We start from the raw sequence: 14,914 nt of genomic DNA on the forward strand, positions 1-14,914 counted from the left end.
TATTATCGGGGATAATTCTCTGTTATTTTTTTACATTACAAATTCTTTAGCCCTAATATGGGCACTCCACATTCTCTGATAGATTTTGCTTTCTTCTAAAAGATCCTCATGTTGTCCTTCTGAAACTAATTTTCCCTTATCAAAAATCATAATCTTATCAGCATCGGTAATTGTGCTTAGTCTATGGGCAATAATCAGTACGGTTTTATCCTTTATCAATTGACTGAATGCCTGCTGGATTTTGTATTCATTTTCAGGATCGGCAAATGCTGTTGCTTCATCAAGAATTAAAATCGGAGCATTTTTAAGAATTGCCCTTGCCAGCTGAAAACGTTGCTGCTCTCCTCCACTCAAATGTACTCCGGACTGCCCGAATAAGGTATGGTAACCATTGGGAAGCCCAATAATCAGGTCATGGATCTGAGCTGCTTTGGCTGCATCTTCTACCTGTTCCTGCGTTTTATTCATTCCCATTCTTATGTTTTCAAACATGCTTTGCTGAAACATAAAACTGTCCTGAAATACAAAGGAAACCATCTGCATCAATTGTTCCTGAGGATAATCTTTAATATTGACTCCACCAATCTTGATGTTTCCTTTACTGGTGTCCCAGAAGCGGGCTAAAAGCTGTCCTACCGTACTTTTGCCTGCTCCTGATGGGCCCACCAGTGCTGTAATGGATTTTTCTTTGATTATAAAATCAACATTTTCCAAGACAAGGTTATTCTCATCATACGCAAAGCTCACATTTTCAAATGCTATGCTATGGTCTTTTGGCTGATGATCTTCATGGTTTTCTTTTAAATTTTCGTGATACAGAAGTTCATCAATCTGCTCCACACCTCTATTGATGACTGAGATCTGTATTCCCATATTGTTAAGTACAAAAAGAGGTTTGATATAGCCTGTTCCCAAAATAAGAAACAGTAATAAGGTGGCCAGTGTGAGACCGTTCTGAAAGTACAGATACAGCCCCAATGCCAGCACCGGAAGCATTGCATTGCTGATAAAGCTCATGAATACAGCAAATGCAGGCGTACTGGATTTCACCCAATCATTCACAAAGCCATTAAAACGCTTTACCGTATTACCATACTTGTCAAATGTTTCTGCCGACTGCCCAAATATTTTCATCACAGGCATTGCTCTTACATATTCTACAATACCAGCATTCATATCTTCTAATGACTGATGATAGTTTTTCATCAGAACTTTTGATTTTTTACCGCCAAACATAACCGGAATCCAAATTCCAAGAACAATGAGTGGCACAAAACTGATGGCAGCCAAGCGCCAGTCCTGCGAAAAAAGAAAAACAATAGTTACAACCGGCAAAGCCACTCCTTTTACAAAATCTGGAATCTGATGAGCGATAAAGCTTTCTATTCTTTCTACATCATCAGACAAAATCTTTTTTAATGCTCCGGAGTTTCTATTATTCAGATAGCCCATAGGAAGTTTTCCTACTTTATCTACAATAAATCGTCTTAATTCAAACAGTATATTGTAGGCTGCAATATGTGATAAAATTCCGGAGATAAAGAATACCAGCATACTCACCACAGCTGCAATAAGAGCATAGATAATGTATTGACGAGCCCGACTGAAATCCACTGTCTCTCTGGTCAGTTCCCTAATAATATAAAACACCAATATATAAGGAATGAGACTTAGCAACGCATGGATAACGGACAGGAAACCTGAGAAAAACAACAGCATTTTCCGCCTTCCAGCAATCTCCAATAGTCTTGCAATTCCGTTTTTTCTTTTCTTCGATTCTTTCATGAAAAATAGACTTAGTTATTAAGAATGATTCTAAATAATCATTACCTTTGTGCAAAAGTAGATCGTATAGCCCAGAGTTGAGGTACGCAAAACGGAATAAAAAGTCCGCAAAAAGGAAATTCTAACTAAAAGAAAGGAAATGACACTACGCCTGTATGATGAAAATATCGGAAAAATACTCATGGAGAGGAATTATCCGGATACGTATTACATAAACGACGGGGATATTCAGGAGTGCATAACCCGTCTGATTCCTCCTTATGGGGATGGTTTTTATCATGAAATATGTTTTGAAAACATTCATATCAGTTTTGGAAATATTTCATTAGCCAACAAGCTTCAACTGTATTTTGAAAGTGATTTTGATACAGTGGAGATGCATTTTGCTCTTAAGGGAAAAAGCTTAGCAATTTCAGAAAACTTTCAGAAGACTGTACAATTTGACAGCTACCAGCACAATATCATTTATGCTCATCATATGCAGGGTAAAATGGAGTTCTACGGTCCGGATATTCATATATTGGAAATCAATCTGGCTCCTTATTTTTTTAAGAAGTTTCTGCCTGATCACTCAGGATTATTTGAAACTTTCAGAAATGCAATAGAAAAGCAGCATTCATCCCTGATTCATCCGGATCATAACCGCATCAGCCTGGAGATGTATCAAATTCTGAATGATATTACAAATTGTGACAGAAAGGGCGTTTTTAAACGGATTTATCTTGAAGCCAAGGTGAGCGAATTGCTTCTGCTTCAGCTGGAACAACTTTTTCATGATAAGTCTTCAACATCTTCCCTTTCCAAAAAAGATGAAGAGAAAATCTATGCCGTAAGAGATTATATCGCCAGCAATCTGAATGCAGACTGTACCCTAAATGACCTTGCCCATCAGGTGGGGACCAATGAATTTACTTTAAAAAAAGGATTTAAGGAACTTTTCGGAACCACTGTCTTCGGATTCTGGAATGATACTAAAATGGAACAGGCTAAAAGACTACTTTTGGATAGTAACATGAATATCAGTGAAGTTTCGGATTTTATCGGGTATAAAAATCCAAGACATTTTTCAGCCGCATTTAAAAGGAAATATAACGTCCTGCCCAGCAAAATAGGAAATAAATGATCGTTTTATATTATTCAAAACTGGAGATCACACAAAAGCCAATTTTTAGCAACTGTTATGAAGAACAAAAAAATTGGAATAGCTTTAGCTGAAAACCATGATAAGGCCCACTTCAATAATCAAAAAGAAAACTTGCCCCATCAAATATTTGATTAGAATAATGACAATTAACGATACACCATTATATCCTTTACTATTTTATTTCCGTAAAACATCCGTTCTTCATTGGTAAAAAAAAATGCATTCTTTTTTTGATAGTAATCTACCTGGGAATATGGAATTTCGTCCTGCCATGTTATGTAGAGCTTAATAGCATTATGAAAACTATATTTTTTCTCACAAAAATTAAATTGAGATTCTCTAATAATACTTTTCTTATTAGTAACAGGTATGGGCCAAACTGTTTTAGGCTGTATCTGGGTAATTTGTCCCAACAAATATGACAGTGGCTTATTTACATACTGTGATTTATTAGTTTCAAATTGTTTTAAATAGCTCAACGTATCTAATTGTGCATTAATTTTAATGCTAATCAACAATAATAAGCCCACAGAAAAATGTTTAAATATACTTTTCATGATAAAATTTTATAAGTTACAATCAGAAGTTTCTTCATAGCTAGTGATATTGTTAGAATCACATTTTTCTTTTATAAATAAAGTCTTAAATTTTCCATCTACCTCTTTTTTGCTTATTGCCATTCCTATTTCAAATTTTGTTAACACATAAGCATTAGCCAATGCATAGGCTGCATCAAGTCCTTTACCATTATTTATGAATTGCTTTAATGCATCCAAAAAATGATCTCCAATAGAAGTTCCTTTAACCCATCCATTGTCTGTTCCAATATTACTCATTTGTCCATTAGTACTGATAAAGTTTTTCAATTTTACAGGATCAGTAATTACCAAACTATATTCTGATCCTGTCGCTCCAAAAACAAACATCATATTGTAACTTGAGTTATTTTGGTTATGTTCTCCCAAACCATAGAAATCTAAAGGAGAAAAGCTATCAAAATTATCGTCTCCCACATGCGTATGTACACTGCCTGTTATAGTATAATTGGGATCTATACTAGGTAGGCTTATATTTGAGTTTGTGCCTGTTTTAATATTGCCACTTTTAAAATTCCCATTTGCATCTTTTCCAAATACATATCCTTTTTCGGGTCCAGCATTAGCTATCCCAACCTTAATAGAATCTCTTTTTCCCTTAAATTCTGAGTTCTCTGAGACTATATCAGCAGTATTATTCCCATCTTTTGCCTTAGCACAAGGATCATTGGGGTTGGGGTTATTAGGATTACTCCCACTTCCACCACCATAATCACCAGGTCCACCACCCATATCATGTCCGCCATTGCCAGGACCTCCATTTCCACCCCATCCGTCATACATCGTCAGCCTTACCGGTCTTATTACTCTGATGATCACTTCTCCTACATCAATAGGGTTGTTGCTATTTCTGGAAACTGTCTTGGTGTCATAGTAGTCTTGAAATGTATCAATAAGATAAAAAACATCGGAATGTGTGCTTTGGTGAACGTCAAAATAGAGATAGTCTCTTTCTGCATTGATCACTCCGGCTATTACGGCCGTTACCTTTCCATCCTTAAGCATAGGAAAAAATAGAAGCTTCCTGTTATCTACCTCATCTCCTCCTATATCCTGAGAGGAAACCCTTAAATCCACCGTTCCATACTTGTTTTCAAGTTCTGTTCTCTTTTCGGGATACTTCTCAAAATAGGCAAGCATGGAGTTTCCAAAGGGTAATGCATAGTTGTTGGATGTTGCATTTTTGGAAAGGCTTTTTTCCTTTTCAAAGCGTTCAAAAAAGGCAATTTTCTCCTTTTGCGTTTGTTCTGTGCTTGTCAGCATCTCATCTGTCCTGCAGGAATTGAGGGAAACAGTAAGCATGCTTAACAATAAAAGTCCGCAGAATAGATTTGTCTTCATAAGCATTTGTGTTTTGTAAATATAATAATTAATTCTTTTTTGTGTGATTTTTTATTACAGGATAAAAGTAAATAATTTATGGAGTACTGCACTATGGAAACCCATAATTGCACACAATATGCACATGCATACAATTGTGTACATATTGTACATATTTTAGATTGTATTGAGATGTAAGAGACGCTTCCGATGAAATTGATCTGCATAGCCGTTTTCTTTTGGCTTCACCAATTATCAATAAGACTGTATTTTCTTTATCATACAATATTTTAAGTTTTCTGCTGTTTTAGTATTGACTAAAGCTGATCTTTAATTTTAAATAATCATGAAAAACAACACAACCTCCGGAATTTCTATTCTTTCTATGTATCAAAACTGCTTTAAAGAGTATTTTGACAAGTTAAAAATTGGTTTTTTAGATTTATTTGAAAAAAATTCGCTCAACAAAATCAAATAATTTATTTTGTTTCAACAATAAACCAAAAAACATAAATAAAACAATATTTAGTGCATAATATTAATCTTTCTGCAATGATTTATATTTATGTTTATTTGGGATGTTTTGAAAAAAATTCATTAGAGGTGGAAAAATTCATTTTTTTTATGGATTTCTTTAATAATTAAAGCTTTAGATGTAACTAATTTCCCTTTTATCCAACTAATTCAACGAACTATAACCGATATATCTATTGGAGATCTCTACTACTTTAAAAAATAAACTTAATGCAAACATCTTTTTTTAAAATTGCTGCTGCCTCGGCTGCACTCTGTTTCAGCAGTTGGGCTATGGCACAACAAAAATACCAGGTAAGCGGAACCGTGAAGGATCAGAAAAACGGTGAACTTCTGATCGGGGTAAGCGTAAAGGTAGCCGAAGATCCCTCTATTAATGTGATTGCCAATGAATATGGTTTCTATTCTTTATCACTCCCTGAGGGAAATTATAAGGTGATTATCTCTTATCCGGGTTATAGAGATTTTGAACAACAAATAACGGTTAACCAGAATATCAAGCTGGACCTCCCTCTTAGCCAACAGGAACAGGCTGCAAAAACGATTGATGAGGTAGTTATAACAGGAATTAAAAAGGATAAAAACCTAACGTCTGCCCAAATGGGGACAGAAACATTAAGCATTAAAAACATAGAGAAGCTTCCGGTTCTGTTTGGTGAAAAAGATGTGATGAAAACCATACAGCTACTTCCCGGTATTAAAAGCAATGGTGAGGGAAGCAGCGGGTTTAGTGTACGAGGTGGTGCCACAGATCAAAACCTGATCTTATTGGATGAAGCTCCGGTTTACAATGCTTCCCATTTACTTGGTTTCTTCAGTACATTCAACAGTGATGCTCTGAAAGATGCAAGTATCATCAAAGGAAATAGCCCTGCTCAGTACGGAGGACGTCTTTCTTCGGTAATGGATGTAAAAATGAAAGATGGTAATAACAAGGATTATAACATCAATGGAGGAATTGGGCTTATCAGCAGCAGATTAAGTGTGGAGGGGCCTATTCAAAAGGAAAAATCCTCATTTATTGTTTCCGGAAGAAGAACCTATGCAGATTTGTTTCTTAAAACTTCCAAAGATTACAAAGACAACAAGTTATATTTTTATGATTTGAATCTGAAAGCCAATTATCAGATCAATGAAAACAACAGACTTTACCTTTCAGGATATTTTGGAAGAGATGTATTGGGATTAGGGAATACATTCTCTACAGACTGGGGAAATACAACGGCTACATTGAGATGGAACAGCATTATCAATAGTACATTGTTTTCCAACACTTCATTTATCTATAGTAACTATGATTACAAAATCAGTCTGACAAGCAATGATAACACTTTTGGGCTAAATTCTAAGATACAGGACTGGAATCTTAAACAGGATTTTACATGGTTTGCAGGAAATAAGCATTCTGTTCGTTTTGGTTTACAGTCTATTTATCATACCATTACTCCTAGCAGTGCTTCAGGGACAAGTGTAAGCAGTTTCCCTAGAAATCCGAGAAAATCATGGGAGAATGCCTTATACATTAACGATGATTTTAAGGCTACGGAAAAACTAACCATCAACTATGGAGCCAGACTTTCTATGTTCAGTGTTTTAGGAGGTGATACTTTTAATACCTATGATAATGGAATTCTTACCGACAGCAGATACCTTGAGAAAGGAGACTTCGGAAAAACGTATGTTAACGTTGAGCCAAGGGTTACAGCCAATTATCGAATCAATGAAGTGAGCAGCATCAAGGGAGGTTATTCGCGTAATACTCAGAATTTACACCTTTTAAGCAACTCAAGCAGCGGAAATCCTACCGATCAGTGGATTGGAAGCAGCTATACCGTAAAACCTGAAATTGCAGACCAGGTAAGCTTAGGATACAGCAGAAACTTCAATAATAACAACTATGAACTTAATGCTGAGGTTTATTATAAATCCATGCAAAATCAAATTGACTTTAAGAATGGAGCTCAAATCACCTTTGATACTGCTGCCGATGTAGAAAGTGAATTGTTATTTGGTAAAGGAAGAGCCTATGGTCTGGAGCTTATCGCCAAAAAGAAAAGCGGAAAACTTACAGGATGGATTTCCTATACCCTTTCTAAAACGGAAAGAAAAATAGACGGAATTAATGATAATAAGTGGTATAATGCCAGAATGGATAAAACGCATGACCTTTCTGTAGTAGCTACTTATCAACTGAATCCTAAATGGTCTTTCTCTGGATTATTTGTTTACAGCACAGGAAATGCAGTAACATTCCCTACCGGAAAGTATCAATTAAACGGACAAACTGTTTTCCAGTACAGCAACAGAAATGCTGACAGAATGCCGGCTTATCACAGAATGGACATAAGTGCAACCTATGAACCGGAATCTAATAAGCGTTTCCGTGGATCTTGGACTTTTGGAATTTATAACCTGTATGCCCGTGAAAACGCCTACACCATTACTTTTGAAGATAATCCGAATAATCCGGGAACTACCCGCGCCATGCAGACTTCATTATTCCGCCTGATTCCTAACATTACTTACAATTTCAAATTTTAAATCATGAAGAATATTTTTTTAATCATATTATCTCTGTTTTTAGTAACCTCATGCCAGAAAGAGATTGATCTGGATCTGGCGGATCAGAGTGGTAAAATTGTTATTGAAGCCAATGTAACTGACCAGCCAGGGCCTTATATCGTAAGAATTACAAAATCTGTAGAATTTACACAGCAGAATCAGTATCCTGCTGTAATTGGTGCACAGGTGATTTTAAGCGATAATACAGGTCAGACAGAAACCTTGCAGTATGTAGGCGATGGCAGATATATGACATCAGCTTTTGTAGGGGCTTCAGGAAGAACCTATACCTTGAAAATACAGGCAGAAGGGCAGCAATATACAGCCCAAAGCACCATGCCGGAAGCTGTAGATTTTGAGGGTCTTGAACAGGATTCTTTTAAGTTCGGAGACAAAACCAGCTATACTCTTTTACCAATTTTTACAGATCCGACAGTATTGGGAAATCGTTATTTGTTCTCATTTACCATTAATGATTTAGCAAAAAAATATATCGATGTATTTTCAGACAACCTAAATAACGGACTGCCTAATCAACGTCCGATCATACTTCCTAATGATGATAATGATGGAGCTGATCATGAAGTTGTAGTGGGAGATACCATTCATGTAGAAATGCAGAGCATTGACAATAATGTATTCACGTTTTATAGTGCTCTTCTTAACCTATCGAATGGTAGCGGAGTTACTCCGGCCAATCCACCGAGCAATATCAGCAATGGTGCATTGGGGTATTTTTCTGCACATACAGTGAAAAATTTATCTTATACAATTCAGTAGATTTTAGCTACTATTACAATAAAAATGGTCATTTCAGTATTTTGAAATGACCATTTTTTGTAGGGAAATACTACTAACTTTTACAAGTTGCTTAAAAAACTGGATAAAATAAATAAGCAAAAAAAAATAATTTAGAAATGTCAGCGTAACCGCCGTGAAAAACATGTCAACTTAAGTTTTTATCCAGTATTATTTTATATTCTTATGAGGAGAAATTCTAGGCTTAATAGTTCATATATGATCGGTTAAATCATATTCAAAATCTATTTTATTACTTTTGTAAAAATAATTCGTTTAGAAAAAAAACTTGTTGATTTAGATCTGATTAAAATGTGATTTAAGTTACATTCTGAACGTTTATTCATCAGCTTCCCTAGAAATTATGATCTCGAAATTTACTTTTAATAATCAATATCTGTTTAATGAGCTTCCTGAGTATGAGAAAAATCTTCTTCTAGGAGCCATGAAAACCAAAAATTACCGAAAAAATGAGGCTATATTTACTGACGGAACAAAGCCTAACGGAATTTACTACCTTAATGAAGGGAAAATAAAAAAATACAAGGTAGATAACGATGGCAGAGAGCAAATCATCTACATCTACAGTTCCGGAGAGTTTTTCGGGTATTCAGCTGTTTTGAGTAATGAATCTTATGGAGATACCGCATCTACCCTAGAAAGTTCCGTTATTTCGTTTATTTCAAAAGAAAGTTTTCTGGATATTCTTGATCAGTCATCTGTATTTTCAAGGCTTTTGCTAAAATCCTTAAGCCATGAATTCAGTGTGATGGCCAACCTTATTGCGGTTCTGTCTCACCGAACGGTTAGGGAACGTGCGGCCTTAAGCTTACTGATTCTGCATGATAAATATAAAATGACTGATAATCCTGAGGAAGAGGTATTCATCTCTTTATCCCGTGTTGACCTCGCCAATATGGTAGGAACAGCAAGGGAAACTCTGGCCCGAATCATCAATGACTTTAAACAGGAAAACCTGATCCGATCAGAAAGGCGTAAGTTAAAAATAATAGATTTTAAACAACTGATCCATATTGCTAATTTTTATTAAGCCCGGATTTGTTTATCATTTCAATTACTGCTGACATTCTGTTGTCACAACTCTCCCTTAGTTTTGTATGAAATTATTTAAATATAAAATCATATGAAACTAGCATCATTAAGGATAATTACTGAAAACATTAAGCAATCTGTACAATTTTATGAAAAAGCAATGGGCTTAACGGCTCAATGGTATACGGAAGATTTTGCAGAACTTAAAACAAGTTCTATCACCATCGCTATCGGAAGCACCCGTACCATGAAGATGTTTGGCAGTGAACATCTGACGGAATCAAAAGGGGCTACCCATACCATTATAGAATTTTTAGTTTCTAATATAGATCATGAATATGAAAGAATTAAGAACCTAACAAATAAGATTGTACAAGAACCTACAACGATGCCATGGGGTAACCGCTCTCTTCTATTTTGTGACCCGGATGGGAACTTAATCAATTTCTTTACTCCAGTAAGTGCTGAGGCTCTTCAAAAATTTAGTTAGAATCCATTATCTGACAAAAAACAGTTTACCAGTAATAGTAAGCTGTTTTTTTGCCACTTATACCCTCATCAACCGTGAATAGGCTGCTTTTATAAACTCCTGATTTTCCTAGTTTCTCTATTTTTCGTAAGTTAGTTGTCCACAAACCAATTCATGAAATATATTATTCACATCTTTATCATTCTTTTATTGATGCAGTCCTGCCAGTCAAAAGAAATGAGAATCAATTTTAAAACCATTGAAATTAGTATTCCTGGAACGATGGGGCCATCCGTGAAGCACAACTCAAAATATTATTGTTATTTCGAAAGTGTTGACAAAAAAAATAGCTCTGCACCATTTACAGACTTCTATATTTTGAATGAAAGCGGAGAAATAACCTCCAAAATTCCATTACCCAGTATAAATTTCACGGATTATGACCTGTATATAAGAAATGATAGTATTTTGACTACAGCAGATTGGAGTAGTCTAACATTTTATCTTGATGAAAAAAATAAAAAATGGATAAAAACCTCAAAGGCAACAGATGAAGTTTATAAGGATAAGAAATATACTGTATTTGTTAATAATAGGGGAATTTGCTGTAATAAAACTTGGTTTCAAGACAATGCAACAGGCCAGCAATATGAAATCTTGGCAGAAAGCCCAGTGGTTAATAAACTGAATAATGTCTATTATCTTACCTCTAAAGAATCCGTTTTGAAATTCAATGATCCTAAGAGCCTCAAATTAATGGAGCCTTCTGATCATTATCTCCCTACAACCAACACTTTGACAGAATCTGAAATTGAATATTCCAATGACTTTTCCAATGGGAATAATTTTGCCATAATGACCTCATTTGTCATCAACAAGAAGTTGTATCATCTCTATTCAAGTGATAATACGATGAAAATAGGTGCTGTGAAAAATAAATCCCTACTGAAAGTTCAGGAGTTTAAGTCGGACATTTTCCCCTACAGATCAACATCTGACACCAGAAATTACATCACCGACAACTCCTATAAAACGGTTCAGTTTACTACTGAAGATCCTAATTTTTTTGGAATTATTGAAATTGACAAAAACCAATTCAATGTGATAACTTTTAAAAATCTGTACAGAGAACCTATACTCGGAGAATCTAAAATAAAGGCCTGGACAGAACAAAACTTTGAGTACTTCTACTCTAACCTCAATACTTTATCCGTAGATCAGGTTGATCGTATTGAGCAGAAAGAAAATGCCCTGGCCATAACTCCAGAAAAGAACAACGACATAAAAGAATCTTCTAAAGAGCAAAGGGCCTATAAAAAATCTGAACGCAAGTACCTTCATTTATTAACAAGGTATGATTATGCTCCTGAAAATAAATCTGTAGAAAAAATTCAATTTCAATGGGGCTTTCCGTTCTCAACGCACTCACAAGATGACAAAAAAAATGATTCCAACGAGCTCTTATCTCTTAATTCCAAAAGTATTTTTATGAAAAAATACAACTGGTTGTTTAGCTTTCTAAATCAAAAATTAGGTACTCCTGTTTCAGAAGAACCCTCGTATTCAAAATGGGAAACCAAGACCCAGTCAGTGGAGCTTTCATACGCTAAAAATAAGCTTATACTTACACTGATTAAAAAATAGAAACGTTTATTTTAGTAAGCAATACTGGTCAATTGATTCAGATAAGATCATGAAAAACAAAACCGAAATCAAATAAAAAAAGGAGGCCTTTATGCCTCCTTTGTTTTTGTAATAGTAACCACCAATTGAACTTCTTTATATTAATTTGTGTTTTTTTTTCTTATCATTTGGTTTTTTCAAGAAGTTCACTCGTTAAAAGGTTATCCATACACTTCTATATTAATTTCATCATTTGCGTTTTTTATAACTATAGTTTATTATTTTTATAGTTATAATATTTACCTTTTAATATGCAATGAAATAACTAAAAAAAGCATTTACATTTCATTTGGTAAATTTTATACTGCAAAGTAACGACATCACAGGATAATATTACGCATAAAACCCATCGATAGATCTCGGACGTGATATAGATATTTATCTATAAAAATTAGAAGTGAGGAATATTTCCTGAAAACACCTATATCTTATGATGTGTTTTAATAAGGTCAATCAGTTCAACGAGGTTATCAATCTTTAACTTTTCAAAGATGTTTTTTTTGATTGTACTTACCGTATTTTGTTTTATATTTAAATTATTCGCAATTTCCAGGTTGCCATATCCATCGGCATACAATTCTGCAATCTGCAGTTCTCTTTTGGTTAAACGGCTAAGCGGGCTTATTAAATCCGGATTATAAATAAACTGAACCAATAAGTTTCGGGAAACATCAGAAAAATATTCTCCTTTCTGTATAAAGTTCAGAACAGCCTGTCTCACCTCTTCTTCTTCACTCAACTTACTCAGATAACCATTGGCACCAGCTTTTATGAATTTAAGGGCATACAAATCTTCTTCAAGCCCTGTAAAAATTAAAATCTTAATATCAGGGTTTGCACTTTTCAATTGTGGCAAAACATGCAGGCTATTTCCCTCCGGAAAATGGGCATCTATAATAGCCATTTCAATTCCCTTTGATTCTACTAGCTCTACAGCCTGTTGTAAAGATGAAGTGTGATAAATTTTAGCATTTGGAGCAATATCATTGATTACAATCTCCATTCCCTGTCTTACAATACTATGATCATCTGCTAAAAGGAATGCTATTTCTCTGTTTTCAATTGGTATTTCCATTATTATTAATATTTAAATTGAGACTGAATGTTATTTTTGTCCCTTTGTGTAACTTACTCTCCACAGATATTTCACCATCAAAAAGCTCTACAATTTCCTTACATAAATTTAGTCCTAGTCCTACTCCCAGATTATCAACCTCATCAGATACAGTTCCCTGATAGTAAGGGTCAAAAATCTTTTTAAGATCGGATTCCGAGATTCCCACTCCTGTATCAGCTACGGTTGTAATCAGAGAAATTCTGTTTCCATCAAGAGGCTGTGTTGTCAGGGTAAGATCAATCTGTCCGTTTTCTGTATACTTATTGGCATTTCCCAGAATATTCATAAAAATCTGATTGATTCTTATATTATCTGAATACACCACTACATTTTCAGGAATTCTATCTGTTACTGCAAACTTATTGTTTCTTGTTTCCAGATAAGGGGTAATCACCTTCACAATGGAGCCAACCTCATCCTTAAGATTAAAAACAGACTTTATAAGTTGCTTCTCTGCATCCTGATTTTTCGTGTATTCCAGAATCTGGTTAGACTGCAGAAGTAAAGTACTGTTGGTAAACTTAATCGATTTAAGATAATCCTTAGTGGTCTCATCCTCCGTTGTCCTGTAGATCTTATCAATAAAGATATTAATAATCTTCAACGGAGATCTTAAATCGTGGCTCAGCATACCCAATATCCTGTTTTTGAAACTCAGGTTGTTCTTGATTTCCTTATTCGCGGCATTCAGTTTTCTTTCATATAAGAAGGCAACTCTTGTGAAATACATGATAAGGATGGATACAATAAACATCAAAGTCATTAACCCAAGAACAAGATATCTCCTGATTTTATTATTATCTGAACTTTGCTTACTATATTCTTTTTCAAGCTCCGACTTAAAGTCCTTAATAGCACTTTCATATACATCAATAAGTCCATTACTGTATACCAACAATTTATTGAAGTTATTATAAAACTGCATATTCTCGCGCTGGTTTTGGATGGCATAAAGCTGTGCTTTTTTCACTTCCGCCGCATAATGCCTATCCATAGACTTGAGTGCATTGTTCATCTCAGACTTTACATTGGACAGATCTATTGTTTTATTATTCGTTAAAGTAACTACCGTACTCTCTTTCTGTACATTTACTTTACCCGTTATCGCATCTTTTAGACGCCCCATGAAGCCTTTCTTTTTAATAGTATCAGCATAAGTACGGGTCTGAACATTGAAGTTCTCAAAGTCATTTTTATACTTTTCCGGCTCGTATTGCTTGTTTTGAATTTTTGCAGGAGGTTTCAGAGAAGATTGATATACAGAATCTATTAAAGTTTTCAGCTTTGTAACCTTAAGAGTATCAATTTTTTTTTGGGCCAAAGTATTTTTTAACCTTGGGCTTGTATTTTCATATTCACCAATTTTATCAAAATTGTTCTTAAGCTTCCTAAGTGACTGAAAATAGGCTTGAAGATCCTTGTCATCCTGACTTATCATATATTTCTGCAGATGATCCTGCGCATCCATAAAGTCTTTTCTTGAATTATCAGTCAATCCTCCCAACGCCCTGCTTTCTTCTAGCTGGTTCTTGATGAAATTTAGTTTTTTTTCATTGACAAATTCGTTGTAAAAAAATATGGCTATAATCACTTGTATCAATAAGATACAAATAATCAATGAGTAATGAACAACTTTTCTCAATTTAAAATTTAAGAATTTATTTTCCATATTTACGATCAGCTAAATTAATATCCTGATTTTTTAAGTCTTTTCTTATTAGTTTTAAACAATATAAATTTATTATTAAAATTTTAATAATTAGCAAATATCATTCAATTAGCAAAGTTAAAGTAATTTTTATCTTCTTAATAATAGTAAATATCCGGTAAAATTGGGAGAAATGAGCTGTACT

At 34.5% G+C, this 14,914-nt stretch carries 11 protein-coding genes; 6 read left to right on the forward strand and 5 right to left on the reverse strand.

Features of this window, described 5'->3' with window-relative positions:
• Positions 1-30: 30 nt before the first annotated feature.
• Entirely contained in the window at positions 31-1,785 is a 1,755-nt protein-coding gene (locus SCA31_RS16785) for an ABC transporter ATP-binding protein (RefSeq protein ID WP_410698110.1), read from the reverse strand.
• Positions 1,786-1,924: 139 nt separating this feature from the next.
• Here SCA31_RS16785 and SCA31_RS16790 point away from each other — a divergent pair, with 139 nt between their 5' ends.
• Positions 1,925-2,908 carry a helix-turn-helix transcriptional regulator gene (locus SCA31_RS16790; protein WP_410698112.1) on the forward strand — a complete coding sequence of 328 codons (984 nt, stop codon included), beginning with the start codon at positions 1,925-1,927 and terminating at the stop codon, positions 2,906-2,908.
• 167 nt (positions 2,909-3,075) lie between these two features.
• Here SCA31_RS16790 and SCA31_RS16795 read toward each other — a convergent pair whose 3' ends face one another.
• Together SCA31_RS16795 and SCA31_RS16800 are read right to left on the reverse strand one after the other, a co-directional pair.
• Positions 3,076-3,486 (reverse strand): hypothetical protein, encoded by a 411-nt coding sequence (locus SCA31_RS16795; protein ID WP_410698114.1) that lies wholly within the window; start codon positions 3,484-3,486, stop codon positions 3,076-3,078.
• Positions 3,487-3,495: 9 nt separating this feature from the next.
• Complete coding sequence (locus SCA31_RS16800; RefSeq protein ID WP_410698116.1) at positions 3,496-4,866, reverse strand: hypothetical protein; 1,371 nt, start codon at positions 4,864-4,866, stop codon at positions 3,496-3,498.
• Between the two features lie 723 nt (positions 4,867-5,589).
• Between SCA31_RS16800 and SCA31_RS16805 the strand changes: the two genes are divergently transcribed.
• From SCA31_RS16805 to SCA31_RS16825, 5 genes are all read left to right on the forward strand, one after another.
• A complete protein-coding gene (locus SCA31_RS16805) occupies positions 5,590-7,920 on the forward strand; it encodes a TonB-dependent receptor (RefSeq protein WP_410698118.1) in 2,331 nt (776 codons plus the stop codon).
• A 3-nt stretch (positions 7,921-7,923) separates the two neighbouring features.
• Positions 7,924-8,721, forward strand: coding sequence for a DUF4249 domain-containing protein (locus SCA31_RS16810; RefSeq protein ID WP_410698120.1), 798 nt, complete (start codon positions 7,924-7,926; stop codon positions 8,719-8,721).
• A 382-nt stretch (positions 8,722-9,103) separates the two neighbouring features.
• Positions 9,104-9,790 carry a Crp/Fnr family transcriptional regulator gene (locus tag SCA31_RS16815; RefSeq protein ID WP_410698122.1) on the forward strand — a complete coding sequence of 229 codons (687 nt, stop codon included), beginning with the start codon at positions 9,104-9,106 and terminating at the stop codon, positions 9,788-9,790.
• 93 nt (positions 9,791-9,883) lie between these two features.
• Positions 9,884-10,282 (forward strand): VOC family protein, encoded by a 399-nt coding sequence (locus SCA31_RS16820; RefSeq protein ID WP_410698124.1) that lies wholly within the window; start codon positions 9,884-9,886, stop codon positions 10,280-10,282.
• A 153-nt stretch (positions 10,283-10,435) separates the two neighbouring features.
• A complete protein-coding gene (locus SCA31_RS16825) occupies positions 10,436-11,905 on the forward strand; it encodes a hypothetical protein (protein WP_410698126.1) in 1,470 nt (489 codons plus the stop codon).
• A 460-nt stretch (positions 11,906-12,365) separates the two neighbouring features.
• Here SCA31_RS16825 and SCA31_RS16830 read toward each other — a convergent pair whose 3' ends face one another.
• Positions 12,366-13,019: a response regulator transcription factor gene (locus tag SCA31_RS16830; protein WP_410698128.1), complete on the reverse strand. Its 654-nt coding sequence runs from the start codon at positions 13,017-13,019 to the stop codon at positions 12,366-12,368.
• On the reverse strand, positions 13,003-14,730 hold the full coding sequence (locus tag SCA31_RS16835) for a sensor histidine kinase (protein ID WP_410698130.1): 1,728 nt from the start codon (positions 14,728-14,730) through the stop codon (positions 13,003-13,005). Before SCA31_RS16835 ends, SCA31_RS16830 begins: the two co-directional genes overlap by 17 nt.
• Positions 14,731-14,914: the final 184 nt, after the last annotated feature.

The sequence above is a fragment of the Chryseobacterium sp. SIMBA_028 genome (genome assembly GCF_046535285.1).
Taxonomy (GTDB): Bacteria; Bacteroidota; Bacteroidia; order Flavobacteriales; family Weeksellaceae; genus Chryseobacterium.